This window comes from Dellaglioa sp. CoH-56-MRSF-12 (assembly GCF_056782075.1).
In genome coordinates, this window is the sequence record NZ_JBXAYD010000004.1 from 55,667 (window position 1) to 73,179 (window position 17,513).

The 17,513-nt window shown below is 33.1% G+C and carries 17 protein-coding genes; all 17 read right to left on the reverse strand.

Features of this window, described 5'->3' with window-relative positions:
- Positions 1–17: 17 nt before the first annotated feature.
- The gene (locus AC1RPY_RS05410) at positions 18–701 is read right to left on the reverse strand and encodes a 5'-methylthioadenosine/adenosylhomocysteine nucleosidase (protein WP_481761690.1); all 684 of its coding nucleotides are present in this window, start codon (positions 699–701) and stop codon (positions 18–20) included.
- A gap of 28 nt (positions 702–729) precedes the next feature.
- Complete coding sequence (locus AC1RPY_RS05415; RefSeq protein WP_481761689.1) at positions 730–987, reverse strand: DUF1328 domain-containing protein; 258 nt, start codon at positions 985–987, stop codon at positions 730–732.
- Positions 980–1,540: an NUDIX domain-containing protein gene (locus AC1RPY_RS05420; protein ID WP_481761688.1), complete on the reverse strand. Its 561-nt coding sequence runs from the start codon at positions 1,538–1,540 to the stop codon at positions 980–982. Before AC1RPY_RS05420 ends, AC1RPY_RS05415 begins: the two co-directional genes overlap by 8 nt.
- Before the next feature lie 27 nt (positions 1,541–1,567).
- Entirely contained in the window at positions 1,568–2,491 is a 924-nt protein-coding gene (locus tag AC1RPY_RS05425; RefSeq protein ID WP_481761687.1) for an alpha/beta hydrolase, read from the reverse strand.
- 82 nt (positions 2,492–2,573) lie between these two features.
- A complete protein-coding gene (gene dapF / locus AC1RPY_RS05430) occupies positions 2,574–3,548 on the reverse strand; it encodes a diaminopimelate epimerase (RefSeq protein ID WP_481761686.1) in 975 nt (324 codons plus the stop codon).
- 118 nt (positions 3,549–3,666) lie between these two features.
- Positions 3,667–6,450, reverse strand: coding sequence for an isoleucine--tRNA ligase (gene ileS / locus AC1RPY_RS05435; RefSeq protein ID WP_481761685.1), 2,784 nt, complete (start codon positions 6,448–6,450; stop codon positions 3,667–3,669).
- A 281-nt stretch (positions 6,451–6,731) separates the two neighbouring features.
- Entirely contained in the window at positions 6,732–7,430 is a 699-nt protein-coding gene (locus tag AC1RPY_RS05440; RefSeq protein ID WP_409022377.1) for a DivIVA domain-containing protein, read from the reverse strand.
- Positions 7,431–7,449: 19 nt separating this feature from the next.
- Positions 7,450–8,232 carry a YlmH family RNA-binding protein gene (locus tag AC1RPY_RS05445; RefSeq protein WP_481761684.1) on the reverse strand — a complete coding sequence of 261 codons (783 nt, stop codon included), beginning with the start codon at positions 8,230–8,232 and terminating at the stop codon, positions 7,450–7,452.
- 6 nt (positions 8,233–8,238) lie between these two features.
- Positions 8,239–8,532 (reverse strand): YggT family protein, encoded by a 294-nt coding sequence (locus AC1RPY_RS05450; protein WP_409022375.1) that lies wholly within the window; start codon positions 8,530–8,532, stop codon positions 8,239–8,241.
- A gap of 21 nt (positions 8,533–8,553) precedes the next feature.
- Positions 8,554–8,967 (reverse strand): cell division protein SepF, encoded by a 414-nt coding sequence (locus AC1RPY_RS05455; RefSeq protein WP_481761683.1) that lies wholly within the window; start codon positions 8,965–8,967, stop codon positions 8,554–8,556.
- A gap of 32 nt (positions 8,968–8,999) precedes the next feature.
- Positions 9,000–10,232, reverse strand: coding sequence for a cell division protein FtsZ (gene ftsZ, locus AC1RPY_RS05460; RefSeq protein ID WP_481761682.1), 1,233 nt, complete (start codon positions 10,230–10,232; stop codon positions 9,000–9,002).
- Positions 10,233–10,249: 17 nt separating this feature from the next.
- Entirely contained in the window at positions 10,250–11,566 is a 1,317-nt protein-coding gene (ftsA, locus tag AC1RPY_RS05465) for a cell division protein FtsA (RefSeq protein ID WP_481761681.1), read from the reverse strand.
- Between the two features lie 120 nt (positions 11,567–11,686).
- Positions 11,687–12,535, reverse strand: coding sequence for a cell division protein FtsQ/DivIB (locus AC1RPY_RS05470; RefSeq protein ID WP_409022371.1), 849 nt, complete (start codon positions 12,533–12,535; stop codon positions 11,687–11,689).
- An 18-nt stretch (positions 12,536–12,553) separates the two neighbouring features.
- Positions 12,554–13,654, reverse strand: a complete 1,101-nt coding sequence (murG, locus tag AC1RPY_RS05475; protein WP_409022370.1) for an undecaprenyldiphospho-muramoylpentapeptide beta-N-acetylglucosaminyltransferase — start codon at positions 13,652–13,654, stop codon at positions 12,554–12,556.
- A 1-nt stretch (position 13,655) separates the two neighbouring features.
- Positions 13,656–15,032: a UDP-N-acetylmuramoyl-L-alanine--D-glutamate ligase gene (murD, locus tag AC1RPY_RS05480; protein WP_481761680.1), complete on the reverse strand. Its 1,377-nt coding sequence runs from the start codon at positions 15,030–15,032 to the stop codon at positions 13,656–13,658.
- A 17-nt stretch (positions 15,033–15,049) separates the two neighbouring features.
- Positions 15,050–16,015 (reverse strand): phospho-N-acetylmuramoyl-pentapeptide-transferase, encoded by a 966-nt coding sequence (mraY, locus tag AC1RPY_RS05485; protein ID WP_409022368.1) that lies wholly within the window; start codon positions 16,013–16,015, stop codon positions 15,050–15,052.
- A 21-nt stretch (positions 16,016–16,036) separates the two neighbouring features.
- Complete coding sequence (locus AC1RPY_RS05490) at positions 16,037–17,509, reverse strand: UDP-N-acetylmuramoyl-L-alanyl-D-glutamate--2,6-diaminopimelate ligase (protein WP_481761679.1); 1,473 nt, start codon at positions 17,507–17,509, stop codon at positions 16,037–16,039.
- Between the last annotated feature and the right edge of the window lie 4 nt (positions 17,510–17,513).

Sequence of the window (17,513 nt, forward strand, 5' to 3'; positions counted from 1 at the left end):
GTTTATCTCCTTTTAATTTAGCTTAATAATGATAGAATCATTCGTGCTGATTTTTGACCAGCTTCAATAATAAAATCATCAAATGTTTGTCCAGCTTCTTCATCGCCAACATCTGACATCGCTCTAACAATAGTGAATGGAATACCAAATTGGTGTGCTGCCTGACCAACTGCGGCACTTTCCATTTCACTACAAAGAGCATCAGGAAAATGATTAAGTATGACATCTGTCTGAGCTTGACTTGCTATAAATTGATCACCAGATACAATTAGTCCTGGTTTTATACTTAAATCATTTTCTTGAGCCGCTTTTTTAATTGCATCGTTTAAATTTGTATCTGCCAAGTATTTAGTTGGTTGTTGGGGTAATTGACCAATTTCATATCCAAAAGCTGTTGCATCAACATCATGATAGGCAACTTCTGTGGCTAAGACCACATCTCCAATTTTAAGTCCATTACCAATACCACCAGCTGAACCAGAATTAATAACGGCTGTTACTCCAAATTCTGCAATTAAAAGGGCTGTTGTCATCCCTGCTTGTACCTTACCAATACCAGATCTAACCAAAACAACTTCTTTTCCATTAATTTGGCCTGTATAAAATGAAATCCCGCCAATTTCTTTGTCTTTTCTATTCTCTAGATGACTTCTAAGCGAAAGAATTTCTTCCTCCATTGCACATAAAATACCGTAAATCATGTTGTTACCCTCCATTTTTTATTAATATCTAAGGTAATAAGAATAAAGCTAAAAATACAATTACAATTGCAATAACTAAAAATACAATTGTCCAATTCAAAAATTGGTTTAATTTACTTTTTTTATTTGTTTTTTCTGGTTGTTCTGAAGATGAGCTTCTTGTTGGATGTTCATCTTGGTATTCCTTTTCAACTCGTTGACGTTCTTTTTGTCGAAATTCAGGATCATTCTTTAATTCTTGTAATCTCTGATATTCACTTCTCGATAACTTTTTTTCATCATCCATGTAATTCACCTTTTAATCGTTCAATTTCCCAATGATTAACCGCTAAAATAGTTTTAACATCAGTTATTTCACCAGATTTAATTTTAGCTTGAACCTCATTAAACGTCAATTCGACTACATTTAAAAATTCATCAATATCCTGAGGTAACTCGTTATCTACATTTTCTAATCCAGTCGCATAGAATAGCGTTAAATATTCGTCCGCAAATCCTAATGCTGAATGAAACCCATATATTTCAGCTAAATGTTTAGCTTCATAGCGTGTTTCTTCATTCAGTTCACGTGTTGCAGTCTCGATTAAATTATGATCATCGCCATCAATTTTACCGGCCGGAATTTCTAATGATGTCTTCCTAATAGGTGCTCTCCACTGGTTAACTAGAACAATTTTTTCTTCATCCGTTATTGCTAATATACCTACAGCACCATGATGATGTACGATTTCTCTATTTGATTGTTCACCATTTGGTAGTTTAACCGTCTCATTAACAACTTCTATAACATGTCCTTTGAATATTAATTCTTCTGATAAAACTTTTTCTTCTAAATTCATTTAATTAACCTCGTTATTTTACTTTTCCTAGTTAAAATATTGTTTTAAAAAATGAGTTACTTTCTTTTCATACTCAACTTTATCTTTTGTAAATGACGTAGCATGTTTAGCACCATGTGCAATGAAAATTTCTTTAGGTCCTCTTGTCGCAGCATAATTTTGATAAATCATCTCAGTCGGAACAAATTTATCGTCACTACCATGAATAAATAACACAGGTAACTTATTATGATTTAATTGCTTAATTGAACTTGCTTCATAAAATGAGTAACCTGCTTTAACTTTTGATATCAGACTAGCAATAGGGATAATAGGGATTTTAGGTAACTTATACATCTGTTTCAACTGATAAGTTAACTCATCAGCCACACTTGTATAGCCACAGTCTTCAATAATTGCCTTAACTTGTGAAGGCAATTTTTTCTCTCCACTCAACATCATAACCGTTGCGCCACCCATACTAACACCGAATAGAGTAATTTTTGAATCTGTACCTTTATATTTAATTACTTTATCAAGCCACTGTAAATTATCTTTTCTCTCTAACCAACCATAACCAATATAATCACCTTGACTTTGGCCATGTGCTCTTGCATCTGGTGCAAGAACATTATAGCCTTTGTCATGATAAAAATGAATAAAGCGGACCATTTCTTCTTTCTTTCCCATAAATCCATGAGCAACAAATATTGTTTTATTAGTTTTACTTTCTGCAGGAACATAAATTGCTTTAAGCTTTAAATTATCTTCAGATTTGATCTGCCAATTTAATTTTTTAACTTGTTTTAACCAAGTGTATTCTTTCTTTAACTCAGCACTTTTAGGTTCTGAATTAATAAATTCCTTATTGGTTGGTGTCTCCGCATATTCAAATAAATAATAACTAATGCCAAAAATAACAAAGCCAATTATTATCAGCATTAAACAAATTCCAATGATCCATTTTTTCATTAAATTTCCTCAAGCGTTTCCCTTTATTTTAAATTAAAAAAAGGATAAAAGACAGTCATTTATGTCTTTTACCCCCATAAAATTACATAATACTTAATATAAACTTTAAATAAGCATCCTGTTCATTAGTTGATATCCATTTGGCCTTAGAAAAATCACCATTCAGAGCATCAGCTAACTCAATTGTTATATTCGCAACATTAGTTGCATTACCAATTAGAGACATCCAGTAATTGCCACTCTCATCTTGATGCACAACAGTTTTAACCATACCACCAGGATTTTTTACATTAATTTCAGTTCCAAATGGCACTTTACCTTCACTTAACAGAACAAACATTAAACTTGAAGCAGACATTGCTGTTCCACACGCATTAGTAAACCCAACTCCGCGTTCATAAGTTCTAACAAAAATTGATTTATTATCTAATTTTTCAACAAAACTAACGTTAACACCATCTGGAAAATACGGATTTTCACCGTTTAAATAAGTTGCAATTCTTTCAAGTTCCGGTCCTTGTAACGTTGTATGATCAACAAAAGTAATTAAATGCGGATTTGGTACCGAGACAGCTGAAAACTTTAACGTTTGTGAAAATTCAGGAATAATTTCATCTACCAATGTTTGTCTTTGTAAAAACATTGGTAACGTTTGTGACTCAAAACTAACAGGTGAAATTTCGACATTGTAAGCTGCAACGCCTGCCTGAAGATTTGGTGCTTTCTTAACATCTAAATCAGCATGCATTGTCTCAACTTTAAATTCTGTTTGTCCAAATTTAGTTTCTAAATAGCGCCCAACAGTTCTTAAACCGTTTCCACACATACTAGCCTCTGTACCATCAGCATTGATGACTCTCATTTGACCTAGAACACCATTATGACTTGATTTATCAACGACTAAAATGCCATCTGAGCCACCGTGTAATCCAGATTCTCGATCACACATTTGAATTGCTAAATTCTTTAATTTTTCATCTGATAATGCTGTCTCTAATTTAGTTTGATCTAAAAGAAAAAAATCGTTTTCTGATCCATGTACTTTTACTAATTCCACATTGAACACCTGCTCTCACTATAATTGTATACCTTACATATTACGCTATATTTTTAGGATTGTAATCAATTTGACTCAAAAAAAGGAATAACTCTACGTTATTCCTTTTTTGAAATATTTAATTTTCAAAACCTTCTGTAACTGCCTCTGGATAACCTTGTTCAACAATCGTTGCACAACGATGACAGAGCGTTGGTAACGCAGTATCCTCCCCAACATCAGTCTTAACCATACGACATCTTTGACAAACTTCACCGTTAGCTACTTCAACTTTAACAGCTAAGTTATCAAAATTAGTTGCATCTTCTGGAACATCATCAATAGATAAAATTTCTAAATCAGAAACAATCAATTGTTGACGGATATCCGTATCAAGTACGTTAAGTAATTCTTTATCAGAATCATTCACATATAAAATAACTTTTGCTTCAAATGATTTCCCAATTAATTTTGCATCACGCGCATCTTCCAAAGCCTTTAAGACATATGAACGAATTTTCATGAATGCTTGCCAATTTTCAACAATTTTAATTTCACCATCAAAATGGGCAACTTCTGGCATTTCACTTAATTGAACATATTCTTCTGGTTCTTTCAAATAGTCCCAAACTTCTTCAGTTGTATGTGGCAAGATAGGTGTTAATAACTTAGCCATTGTTGTTACAATCTGGTATAGAACAGTTTGCATTGAGCGTCTTTCAAAACTATCTTCAGCTTCAATATAAACGATATCTTTTGCAATATCTAAATAGAATGCTGATAAGTCATTTGAAATAAATGTAATCACTTTTTTGTAAATTGCTAAGAAATCATATTCAGCATAATCATCCAAAACCTCTTTTGAAAATGTATTTAATTTAATTAACATATACTTATCTGCTGATGCCAATTCATCAAATGCAATTGCATTTTCATTTGGATCAAAGTCAGTTGTATTAGCCAAAATAAATTTAAATGTATTTCTAATCTTACGATATGTTTCAGAGACTTGTTTTAAAATATCCATTGAAACAGCGATATCAGAAGATGTATCTGCTGATGCTGTCCATAATCGGATAATCTCAGCTCCTGATTGTTTAATAACTTTACTTGGTAAAATGATATTCCCAAGCGATTTACTCATCTTATGTCCTTTATCATCAAGTACAAATCCTTGTGACATCAACTGTTTGTATGGTGCAATTCCATTAGTTGCAACGGATGTAATAACACTTGAATTAAACCATCCACGATATTGATCTGAACCTTCCATATATAGATCTGCAGGATACGTTAAATTATCACGTTTACCTAGCACTCCACGATGTGAAGAACCTGAATCAAACCAAACATCCATGATATCTTCTTCTTTTGTAAATTCACCATTAGGACTATGTTCACTTGTAAATCCTTCAGGAAGTAGTGCTTTAGCATCATTTTTGAACCAAATATTTGATCCATTTTTTTCAAACAATTGAGCAACATGTTCAATTGTTTCTGGTGTAATGATAGGTGTCCCATCTTCTGCATAGAAGATAGGTAATGGAACGCCCCAAGCACGTTGACGTGAAATCACCCAATCGCCACGATCTCTAATCATATTGTAAAGACGAACCTTACCCCATTCGTTTTTAAAATCAACTTTTTCAATTTCTTTTAATATATCATCGCGGAACATCTCTACTGATGCAAACCATTGTGCCGTTGCACGGAAAACAACAGGTTTTTTTGTACGCCAATCATGTGGATAACTATGCGTAAAGAATGAAAGTTTAAGTAAATGACCATTCTCTTTCAATTCATCAGTTACTAATGGATTAGCTTTATCATAAAATATCCCTTCAAATCCAGGCGCATCTTCATTCATGACACCTTTTTCATCTAAAACAGATACAACGGGTAATTTATACTTTTGTCCAGCAATAAAATCATCTTCACCATGTCCTGGAGCAGTATGAACAAGTCCTGTACCAGAATCTAAAGTAACATGGTAACCTAGAATAACTAATGATGTACGATCATATAATGGATGTTGCACTGTCATATATTCCATATCGCGACCAGAAAATTCTTTTAATACTTCAACATTTTCCCAATCAAATTCTTCTTTTAAAATATTTAAACGTTCTTCAGCGACAACATATTTTTTCCCATCAGCATTAATTTGGATATATTTATAATCAGGATGTACAGCGACACCATAATTAGCTGGAATTGTCCATGGTGTTGTTGTCCAGATAATCATTTTTGTATCTGTATCTAAAATATCTTTCCCATCAACTACATCAAATGTAATATACATTGATGGTGATTTAATATCGTGGTATTCAATCTCTGCTTCAGCTAATGCTGATTCAGACGATGGTGACCAATAAATTGGTTTTTTACCTTTATAGATGTAACCTTTTTCAGCCATTTCACCAAACATTCTGATTTCTTCAGCTTCAAATTCAGGTTGTAAAGTCATGTATGGGCTATCCCATTCAGCTGCAACGCCTAAACGTTTAAAATCTTCGCGTTGCAAATTAACTTGCTCCAAAGCATATTTTTCACATAATTCACGAAAATCAGCTTTTGACATGGTTTTACGATCAACACCTTGTTTAACCAATTGTTGTTCAATAGGAAGGCCATGAGTATCCCAGCCAGGAACAAAAGGTGATCTGAAGCCCATCATTGATTTTGAACGAACGATAATATCCTTCGTAATCTTATTTAAAGCATGTCCCATATGGATATTACCATTAGCGTATGGAGGTCCATCATGTAAAATGAAACTTGGTTTCTTTTCATTTAACTTTTGTCTTAGTTCATAAACACCGTTTTGTCTCCATGCATCTTCACGCTCTGCTTCTTTAACTGGTAAATTTCCACGCATTGGAAATTCTGTCTTACCTAAGTTTAAGGTTTCTTTCATTTTCATATTATAAACTCCTTTTAAAAGTTATTTTATTTCATTATACACAAAAAGACTCCGTTACAAGGGACGAAGTCTTCGTGTTACCACCCAAATTTAGAAACTTAACATTATATAACGTTAAATTTCACTCAATCATCGTGATAACGGAGATGAAGCCGATTAAACTTACTTGATCATTTCAGTTTAATGAAATCGTTGAGATGATAAATTATATAATACTTATTATCGACCTTCCACTATCATCGACTCGCTAAAAATGTATCATATAATTGTTATTCTCAAATTTATTTATTATCTGGGAAAATGACCATTGTATCTTGATCATTTTGCTCAGAATCTTCATTTGCATCTGATTCAGCAATAATTTCTGTAACAACAATATCGTCATTATTATTAACTGATTCTTTTATTTCTTTGGCTTCACGTTTTTCTTTGTCTTCTTCACGTTTTAAAACGTCTTGAATTTCAGAATATGTGCTTGTCTCGCCTTGTTTTAAAATTTCGTCCCAATCAGAACTTTTAACAACTTCTAATTGTGATTCCATCATAACTTTTAAACGTTGACGGAAAATACGTGCTTGTTTCTTCAAGTCATCAGTCTCAACAGCTAATTTTTTAGCTTTTTCTGAAGCCATATCAATAATATGTTTAGCTTTTTCATTCGCTTCATCAATAATATCATGACCTTGCTTTTGTGATTCTTTATTAATAATTTCAGATTCACGCTTAGCATTAACCTTAACGCGATCAGCAGCTTCTTGAGCAACAATAATTGATTGATTTAAAGAATCTTTTAAATCATTAAAGTATTCTAACTTTTCATTACTAGTTTTAACTTCTTCAGTTAAATTTTCATTTTCTTTTAACGTTATTTCATAATCTTTAATAATTTTATCTAGAAAATCATTAACCTGGTCTTGATCATAGCCTCGTAATTTTACGTTAAATTCTTTATTATGAATATCTAATGGACTTAAAGTCATTTTGCACGTCCTTCAAAATTTATTTTTTTAATATTGATAACTCTAATTTATATTTATCTTTTCTAGTCATACCTGCAATAAAATCTAACTTGATTCGTCCAAAACCACGAATTGACAAAACATCAAACTCTGCTAATTCATAATCAGGCTTATTAATAACTTGCCAATTTAAACTAACTTTTTCAGAATTAACTAAATTTTTGGCGTTTTGTCGAGACATATTATAAACAGCTGATATGACTGAATCGATTCGTAACGATGAAACTAATTCATTTTGCGATTGCCACTCATCTGTGACACTCACCGTTTGTGAAAAAGGAATCTCTTCAAGTGATACCTTAATTTTACCAATACGATCAACTTGACTAATCAAATAATTAGCCATCTTTTTTTCAACAACAACCTGCCATTGCTGACCATCTGTTAAAATATCACCAAGTACTTCTCTATCTAATCCCGCATTAGCCAAAGTTCCCAAAATTTGTCCATGTTTTAAGGTAGCAAATTTTATTGGATACTTAATTTCAATAAGTTGTAAATCAAAATCACTATCTTGAACATCGAAATACGCTGGATAAAAAAGTAATCTTTTTCGTTCAGCTTCTTTCGTGCCACCAAATAATTTTAAACTAATTTCGTCATTTTGGCCTAATAGATAGGTCGCAATATGTGCCTCTCTAGGATTTAAAAAATGAGTTAGAACTGCCCTGTACTCTGATTTAGCTTGCTCGATATAATCTGACAATGTATCAATAATTTCTTTTTCGTCGGACCTGAAATGTTGGTAAATTGTATCATTCATATATCATTAGCCTCCAACATAAAGACGAATCAAAGTAGTCAGAAGTCCCATAACCCCATTTTGGATGAAGCTTAGCGCGATTATCGCAATAATTGGTGAAAAACTAATACCCCCAATTGCCGGGATAAAACGGTCAAAAAATGCAAGGTATGGTTGACAAATTTTACTTAAGAAATGGCCAACCGGCGTATTATAAGCGCCTGGAAACCATGACATTAAAACGTAAATGATAATTGCTAGCTCATAAGCATCAAAAGCCCACGTAATCACTTTAGCTAGAAATGTAATAAACTCAATCATTTGTATACCTCGATTTTTCTTTTATTCGAATTTTTCAAAAATATTATCTGCCATATTTCCTTCAACAGTAAATGAGTTTGGTGTACAAAGAAAAATATTATCGCCAATTCTTTGAATTGTTCCGTTAATAGCAAAAATTGTTCCGGACAAGAAATCAACAATCCGTTTAGATTGAACTTCATCCATTTTTTGAAAATTTACGACGATTGCTTGATTTTGCATTAAATGCGTTGCAATATCCTTAACATCAGAATAAATTCTAGGTTCAAATAAATTAATTTTTTGTGGTTGACTATATTTACCATTTATCGAAACGACTTTATTACTTTGATTCAATGACGAAGTCCGCATAGACTCTTCGGTTTGGTAATCATCATTTTCAAAATCATCTTCTTCAGCTAACCCAAAAAAACGACCAATTTTTTCAAAAGCCATAATATCCGTAACCTCCCCATTGATTCATTTAATTAATCTTTACGTCGTTTTCTGAAAAACGGTGGTGTACTTAAACTATCATCATTATTTGTTGCTAAATCATCAGTTTTGATATCATTCTTAAAGACATCAAAATTTGGTTTTTCAACATTTTCAAATTCTGTTGATTTTTTTTCTTCAGGTTGACTTGATGGGTGCATAATATCCCAATCGTCAAAACGATCTTCTTGCTTTTCAGCTAATGTTGCTTTAGGTGCATCAGTTCTTGGTAATGTTCGTGTACGAACTGTGGCTTTTTTTTCTTCTTTAACATCATCAATACCAGTTGCAATAACTGTTACGACGATTTCATCACCTAGGTCTTCATTAATTGACGTTCCAAAAATAATATTAATTTCATCAGTTGCAGCTTGTGAAATAATTTCAGAAGCTTCTTGCGCTTCGAAAAGACTCATATCAGCACCACCGGTGATATTAAGTAGAACTTGTTTTGCACCATCAATTGAAACTTCGAGTAATGGCGAAGAAATTGCTTTTTTTGTTGCTTCAGCAGTTCTATTTTCACCAGTAGCAGATCCAATTCCCATTAATGCAGTTCCTTGATCAGCCATCACTGTTTTAACATCAGCAAAATCTAAATTAATTAAACCGGGTGATGTAATTAATTCAGAAATACCTTGAACACCTTGACGTAAAACATTATCTGTTTCTTGGAATGCTTCAAGCATCGGTGTCTTCTTGTCAATGATTTCAAGTAAACGGTTATTAGCAATAACAACTAACGTATCAACTTGATCTCTCAGATTAGCTATTCCTTCAGCAGCAAAACGGCTACGTTTAGGTCCTTCAAATGTAAATGGACGTGTTACAATTCCGACTGTTAAAATGCCTTGATCTTTAGCGATTTTAGCTACAACAGGAGCAGCTCCTGTTCCTGTTCCACCACCCATTCCAGCAGTAACGAAAATCATATCAGCGCCATCAATAGCTTCGATAATTGCTTCTTCACTTTCTTGTGCAGCTTTACTACCAATATCTGGAGTTGCACCAGCACCTAATCCACGAGTCAATTTAGGACCCAATTGAATTTTAATTTCTGCCTTTGAGCTTTCCAATGCCTGAACATCAGTATTTAATGCAATAAACTCAACACCTGAAACATTTTCATCAATCATACGATTAACAGCATTACCACCAGCGCCACCGACACCAATTACTTTTATTACTGCGCCTTTATCTTCACTTGAGTCCAAAGAAAATTCCATTACTTACTTCCTCCTATTTAATCGAAAAATTCATTAAAAAAGTTTTTAACTGATTTTAATGGATCCCCTGATGTTTTTGGTTTTCTAGTTTTTTTAACTTTGTTTTTTACTTCTTGCTTCTTAGGTTTTTCGTTGTCTGGTTCAACAATACTATAACTTAATTGATCAATATCAAGTCCCATTGCACTTTTCACTAATAATGTGACTTCATCTTGCTCGACTGCATAATTAATCAATCCTAAGGCTTGTGCAAATGAAGGATAGCGTAATCCCATTTGATCAGGGACGTAGGTTTTAACTTGAACTTGCAAAATTTCTGATGCTAATTCTGTAATTCCTGGTAAAGCTGCAAGACCACCAGTTAAGATAACGCCACCTGGTAATTCTAACGCCTTGATAGCATCTAATGAACTTTTTATTTTATCTAAGATTTGAGAGATTCTTGCTTCAATAATCTCTGCTAAATATTTTTCAGAGATATTGATTGGCTCACTTTGTCCAACAACATCAACTGGGAAAACATCATCTTCTGATGCTAACTCAGAATTAGCAAATCCATAATTGCGTTTCAATTTTTCAGCATTTTCAACAGATGTATTAAGAACCACTGAGATATCTTTCGTGACAAAATCGCCACCCTCTTGGTCCACGTATGTAAATTTCAACTTATGATCATGAATCACTGAAGCAGTCGTTTGACCACCACCGAGATCAATAAGTACAGTACCAAAGTCTCTTTCGCCATCTGACATCGCAACTGATGCAAGTGCTAATGGGTTCACGATTGTTTCTCTGATAGTTAGCCCAGCATTTTCAACACATTTTTTTAAATTATGAATAATTGTTTTTGGGCCAGTATAAACTGATCCATGCATTTCTAATCTCACACCAATCATACCACGAGGATCCTTAATGCCATCAAATCCATCAACTACAAATTCATCAGCAATAATATCAATGATATCTCTTTCTGGTGGTAAATTTTGAACTAATGCTGCACTCGCAACATTCACAACATCTTCATTTGTAATTTCTTTTGATTCATCTGAAACGGCAATCATGCCGTTACAAGGAATAATTTGTAATAAATTAGCAGGAATACCAACATGTACTTCGTGAATCTGAATATTTGCTTTTTCTTCAGCTTGTTTAATAGCTTTTTGTACTGAAATTACAGCCTTATCAATATCGACTACAATTCCCCTATTCAAACCTTGTGAGCGTTCATTACCAATACCAATTACGTTCAATTGACCATTAACGTATTCAGAAACGATAACTTTAATTGATGTCGTACCGATATCTAACCCCACATATATACCTGCGTTACCCATCTGAAAAAGAACCTCCTTACAGCTTGCTTTTAATATTATTTTTTATAAGATATAGTACTCATATTTTACCACATTAAGACCTGATTTAGAAAGGATATCCCATAGGCCATACCAACTTTGTTAACTTTTCTTATTATATGGATAAGAATATGCACCCACTTCTAAATCAACGACACCTTTTTTCTTCATTTTAGATGAGATACTTGGATAGAAAGCCATTTTATCGGCAAAATTATCAATATTAGCAATAATTTTATTTCTGTCATTCATGTATATATATATTCGCTGATTATTCACTTTGGATGGTTGATAATCGATTTCTGATATTCCATTTCTGATTTTCATCGGAATTTTTTTATATTGTTTAACCATTTTTTGCAATATATTTGTTTGATTAAACTTAGAATACGTAGGATAATTCCCCACTGGTTGGTCAAATTTCTTACTTCCAATTGTCCCATTCAAAAATAATTGATAGTATGTTTTATTTTTATAAATATATCCTGCAAGATCATATTCATTAATAGAAAGTTTAACACCATTCCATTTATTATGGCTAACAGTTAGTGACTTCACCTGTGGCAATTCTTTTTTTATATCCTTTAAAATAGCTTTTTTTCTAAAAAACGCGTGGGATAATGGATCATTAATGTGTAAATTACTAGCATTTTCTACTTGTACTTTTGAAACTGTTTTTTCACCTGAAATACTAATATTTTGTATTTTACTTAATGGTGAAATAAAATATAGTGCAATTAAACCAATAATCAGAAACGAACCAATTATAATAATTAATTTTTGTTTTAGGGCATGATGTTGATATTTTTTTAATTTTGGTAATCGGTCACTAATTGTTTTGGGGTTTCCAAAAAAATCGAATCGTTTATTTTTCTTCTTTTTTTTCTCTTGTAAGGCCTCCCAAGGTGTCAATTCAGCTTTTTTTCTTTTTAAGAATTTATTTTTTGACATCTTATTTGGCCTCCTAACTTATTCTTTAATTTTGATTAAATCTTCCATAACCTTAATTAGATTATCTGCAGCATTGGGCACACCCATTTTACGTGAATTATTAGCCATCTGTCTTCTCACATCAGTATTGAGCATCATTTCATCTGAAACCATGACCAATTTTGATCCCGTTAACTTATCCTCAGTAATAAGCTTAGCTGCATTATTATCAACTAGACTCATTGCATTTTTTACTTGATGATTATTTGTAACATAAGGGCTAGGCACCAAAATAGATGGTAATCCAAGTGCAGTTATTTCTGCTATACTTGTTGCACCAGCACGTCCTAAAATGACAGAAATATGGCTTAATAAATTAGGCATATTATTTAAATATGGTTTTATCACAATATTTTTATTTAATTCTATCCCGTTTAAATCATTCATAATTTTATCGTAGTGAACGTTACCTGTAACAAATAAAATTTGATATGGTTTTTTATTTAATTCAGGAATTGCTTCAACCATTGCTTGATTAATTTTCGCAGCTCCTCTTGAACCACCAAAAACTAACATCGTTGGTACATCATCTAATAATCCATATTGCGATAATGCTTCAATTTCTGTTTCATTTACAACCTGTTGTGCGCGGGGATTCCCTGTGAAAACAACTTTTTTCTTAGGAAATTGATCTGCAACTGATTCAAAAGAAATAGCTACTTTATCAACAAAGTGGCTCAAAAATTTATTTGTTACACCTGCAACACTATTTTGTTCATGAACAATAGTTGGAATATGTAATCGAGCAGCAGCATAAACCACTGCACCACATACGTAACCGCCTGTTCCAATAACAATGTCTGGTTTAAATTCTTTAATCATTTTCTTTGCGTCTTTCACACTTTTTAAAAATAGTTGGACTGTCTTAATATTTTCTACTGATAACGATCTTTTAAATCCTTGAATTTTAATTGTTTTAAATGGAATTCCATTATCTGGAACGATTCGGCTCTCAAGTCCTTTTTCAGTCCCAACATATAAAAATTCAGCCGTTGGATCTTTTACTTTTAGCGCTTCAATAAGGGCCAACGCAGGGTAAATATGCCCGCCAGTGCCACCACCAGAAACAATAATTTTCATTTTATTTATCCTCTACTTGCATTAATTTTTCAACCGCTTCAATATATTTGTCACCACGTACTTCAAATGAAGGATATTGATCCCAACTAGCTGCTGCTGGGGATAACAATATAATATCATTGTTATCACTTAATTTATATGCTTCGGGAACAGCTGCAACAACATCAGTGACTTGCTTAATTTGAGTAATACCTGCCGCTTCTCCAGCATTTCGCATTAAATCAGCTGTTTCACCGAAAACAATCATTGCTTTTACATGTGCTTTAAGTACAGGCACCAATTTTTCAAACGTAAATCCTCTATCTAATCCACCAGCTAATAGTATAATTGGATTCGAAAATCCTTTTACAGCCATCTCAGTTGCTTCAATATTAGTTGCCTTTGAATCATTATAGAATTTGCGATTATGCCATGCGCTAACAAACTGTGTACGGTGGCGTACTCCTGTAAATGTCGATAATACTTCTTGAATAGCAGTATTTGTTACACCTTTAATTTTAGCAGTTACGATAGCTGCAAGCGCATTTTCAATATTATGTTCACCAGGAATATTAACTTCATCCGATTTCATAATGAATTCATTCTGATAGTAAATATTTCCGTCTTTTACATAAGCCCCTGTTTCAATTTCATCTAATCTAGAAAATGGCACAATGTTAGCAGAACTTGTTTTAGCTAGTTCACGAAGTTCTTTTAAATCCCAATTGACAACAAGAAAATCACTAGAATCTTGATTTTCAGTTATTCTCATTTTTGCTTTCACATAATTTTCTCGAGTTTTATGGTAATCCGTATGTGCCTCATAAATATTAGTAATAACGGCTATTTCTGGTTTCAATTTATCAATGCCACATAATTGAAAACTTGATAATTCAGCTACAATAATATCATTTTTGGTTACCTTTTTTGCTACGGCAACAGATGGAACACCAATATTTCCAGCGACAAATGCACGTCCTTGCTTTCTTTCTTGATTTAACATCAATGAAATCAGCGTCGTTGTAGTTGTCTTACCATTCGTTCCTGTAACCCCGATCATTGGCGCTTCAGAAATTTCATAAGCAAGCTCTGGTTCTGTAATAATAGGTAAACCTTTTTCCATTGCCTTTTCAATAAGTAAATTTGTATATGGAATTCCAGGGTTTTTTACGACTAACTCAAAATCCTCATCTAGTAAAGAGAGTGGGTGTCCGCCCGTAATCACTTTGATTCCTTCAGCCAAAAGCTCTTTAGCTTCAGGGTTATCATCAATATTTTTATGATCATTCACAGTCACAAATGCGCCTAAATCTTTTAAAAGTTTGGCTGCATTCAAGCCACTCTTTGCTAAACCTACAACTAGAACCTTTTTATTTTGATAATTCGTAATATTTTTCATTCCAATTAAATCTCCCTTTATAAAATGACTAGTAACGTTAAAATCGCAGCAATTAACCCAATAGTCCAAAAGACAATATCAATTTTCCATTCATTCCAACCACTCATTTCAAAATGATGATGAATTGGGCTCATCTTGAATATGCGTTTACCTGTTAATTTAAATGAAGCTACTTGTAAAATAACACTTGCCGTCTCACAAACAAATATAATACCAATAAAAATGAGTGATAGTTCTTGGTGTAATAAAATTGAAACGGTTGCTAATGCACCACCTAATGCTAACGATCCCATATCTCCCATGAAAACTTTAGCTGGTTTATGATTAAACCAAATGAACGCAATTAATGCGCCAATGACAGATAAACAAAAAATAAGTACATCCTTTTGTTGTTGTACTTGCGCAACAACTGCATATGCACCGAATGCAATAATTGATTGACCTGAAACAAGACCGTCAATTCCATCAGTTAAATTAACCGCATTAGAGAATCCAACAAGCCAAATAATAATGAATACAGCATAAAGAATACCGATTGAGACCTCACCAAAACCAAAGACATTAATTGCAAGTGGCAAATGTTCATGGACATAAACGACGGTGAAGATTAATCCACCAACTATTTGACCCAATAATTTTTGCCAAGGCTTTAAACCTTCATTTTGTCGTTTGAATAATTTGATACTGTCATCCCAAAATCCTAAAATAGCATATAAAAATAAGATGAAAATCATAATCATCATCGCTGGTGTCATAGAATTAGCCCATATACCTGTCCAAATTGCAGTAATAATAATAGCAATATTAAAGACAAATCCACCCATTGTTGGTGTACCAGACTTTTTCTCATGCCATTTTGGTCCTTCTTCTCTAATCATTTGCCCTTGTTTACGTATTCTAAAATAGCCAATAAATAATGGCATAAACATAAACGTTAATGCGAATCCACTTACCAACGGTATAAACATTTCTGGTTTAGTCATTGTCTTATCCTCACTCAATTCTTATTTTTTATTTAATGCTCCCGATGCTTCTTCAACATCGTCAAAATGCACTTTTTCTCGACCAAGAATTTGATAATCTTCATGACCTTTACCAGCAATTAAAATAACATCTCCTGGTTGCGCCTTTTTTATTGTTTGAGCAATTGCATCGTGTCGATCCATTATAACAGTTGCTCTATTTTCTGGAATTCCAGTCAGCATGTCTGCCATAATTTCCTTAGGATCTTCAGTTCTAGGATTATCCATAGTAAATACTGGGTAATCACTATGGTCAGCAGCAATTTTTGCCATTTTAGGACGTTTTCCTTTATCACGATCACCACCGCAGCCAACAATGCAATAAATTTTATTTTGTGCAAAATCTTGTATTGTCTCTAAGACATTTAATAACCCATCTGGTGTGTGCGCGTAATCTACAATTACACTGATACCCGTTTTAGAAGGCACTAATTGAAAACGACCTTTAACACCAGTCACTTTTTCAAGTGATTTAATAATTTGTGTTTCATCAAGTCCAGCAGCATATGCGGCACTAAACGCAGCAAGCATATTATAAACATTAAACAAGCCGATTAATTGCATTGTAACATGAGTTGTTTCACCAAAAAGAATTAAATCAAACTCAGTTCCATGACTCTTAATTTCAATATTTTTAGCTTGAATCATGGCATCATCATTTTCGATACCGTAAGATAATATTTGAGCAGAAGTAAACTGAGTAAACGTTCGAGCCACTGGGTCATCAAAATTTAAAACAGCCACTTTTGAGTCGCCTGATTCAGTATAATGATTACCCAACTGAGCAAATAACATACTTTTTGCATGTGCATAATTTTCCATTGTTTTATGAAAATCTAAATGATCTTGTGTCAAATTTGTAAAAACTGCGATATCAAAATCAATACCCCATACACGTCCTAAGACTAACGCATGTGAAGAAACTTCCATTGCAACAGTTTCAACTTTTTCTTGTTTCATTTGTGCTAAAGTTCTTTGCAATGTAATAACATCTGGAGTTGTATTATTCGAAGGATACAGTGTATCATTTATTTTACGATACATTGTACCGATTAAACCTGTTTTTTGATTTAAGTCACGATAAATTTGTTCAATCAAATGTGTAACAGTCGTCTTACCATTTGTACCAGTAACACCAATCATTCTCATCTGCTGACTTGGGACGCCATAAAATGCATCGGCAAGAATTGCCATCGCACGATTTGTATCTTGGACATAAACGACTGGAACAGGTACATCAACTGGTTTACGAGCAATAATAATCTTCGCACCTTTTTCAACCGCTTGATTCACAAAATCATGTCCATCAACTGTATAACCTTCAACAGCAACAAATAGACTATCTTCAACAACTTCTCTTGTATCTTGTGTTAATAGCTTAATATCTAACTCTGAATCAATCGCCGTTGATACTCGTTTAAATTTTAAACTTTGGATTAATTTATCTGCTCTCATATCT

Bases quoted from the DNA above. Each gene is read 5' to 3' on its own strand.
- AC1RPY_RS05410 (WP_481761690.1), bottom strand. From the start codon at position 701: ATGATTTACGGTATTTTATGTGCAATGGAGGAAGAAATTCTTTCGCTT.
- AC1RPY_RS05415 (WP_481761689.1), bottom strand. From the start codon at position 987: ATGGATGATGAAAAAAAGTTATCGAGAAGTGAATATCAGAGATTACAA.
- AC1RPY_RS05420 (WP_481761688.1), bottom strand. From the start codon at position 1,540: ATGAATTTAGAAGAAAAAGTTTTATCAGAAGAATTAATATTCAAAGGA.
- AC1RPY_RS05425 (WP_481761687.1), bottom strand. From the start codon at position 2,491: ATGAAAAAATGGATCATTGGAATTTGTTTAATGCTGATAATAATTGGC.
- ileS (WP_481761685.1), bottom strand. From the start codon at position 6,450: ATGAAAATGAAAGAAACCTTAAACTTAGGTAAGACAGAATTTCCAATG.
- AC1RPY_RS05440 (WP_409022377.1), bottom strand. From the start codon at position 7,430: ATGACTTTAAGTCCATTAGATATTCATAATAAAGAATTTAACGTAAAA.
- AC1RPY_RS05445 (WP_481761684.1), bottom strand. From the start codon at position 8,232: ATGAATGATACAATTTACCAACATTTCAGGTCCGACGAAAAAGAAATT.
- AC1RPY_RS05450 (WP_409022375.1), bottom strand. From the start codon at position 8,532: ATGATTGAGTTTATTACATTTCTAGCTAAAGTGATTACGTGGGCTTTT.
- AC1RPY_RS05455 (WP_481761683.1), bottom strand. From the start codon at position 8,967: ATGGCTTTTGAAAAAATTGGTCGTTTTTTTGGGTTAGCTGAAGAAGAT.
- ftsZ (WP_481761682.1), bottom strand. From the start codon at position 10,232: ATGGAATTTTCTTTGGACTCAAGTGAAGATAAAGGCGCAGTAATAAAA.
- ftsA (WP_481761681.1), bottom strand. From the start codon at position 11,566: ATGGGTAACGCAGGTATATATGTGGGGTTAGATATCGGTACGACATCA.
- AC1RPY_RS05470 (WP_409022371.1), bottom strand. From the start codon at position 12,535: ATGTCAAAAAATAAATTCTTAAAAAGAAAAAAAGCTGAATTGACACCT.
- murG (WP_409022370.1), bottom strand. From the start codon at position 13,654: ATGAAAATTATTGTTTCTGGTGGTGGCACTGGCGGGCATATTTACCCT.
- murD (WP_481761680.1), bottom strand. From the start codon at position 15,032: ATGAAAAATATTACGAATTATCAAAATAAAAAGGTTCTAGTTGTAGGT.
- mraY (WP_409022368.1), bottom strand. From the start codon at position 16,015: ATGACTAAACCAGAAATGTTTATACCGTTGGTAAGTGGATTCGCATTA.
- AC1RPY_RS05490 (WP_481761679.1), bottom strand. From the start codon at position 17,509: ATGAGAGCAGATAAATTAATCCAAAGTTTAAAATTTAAACGAGTATCA.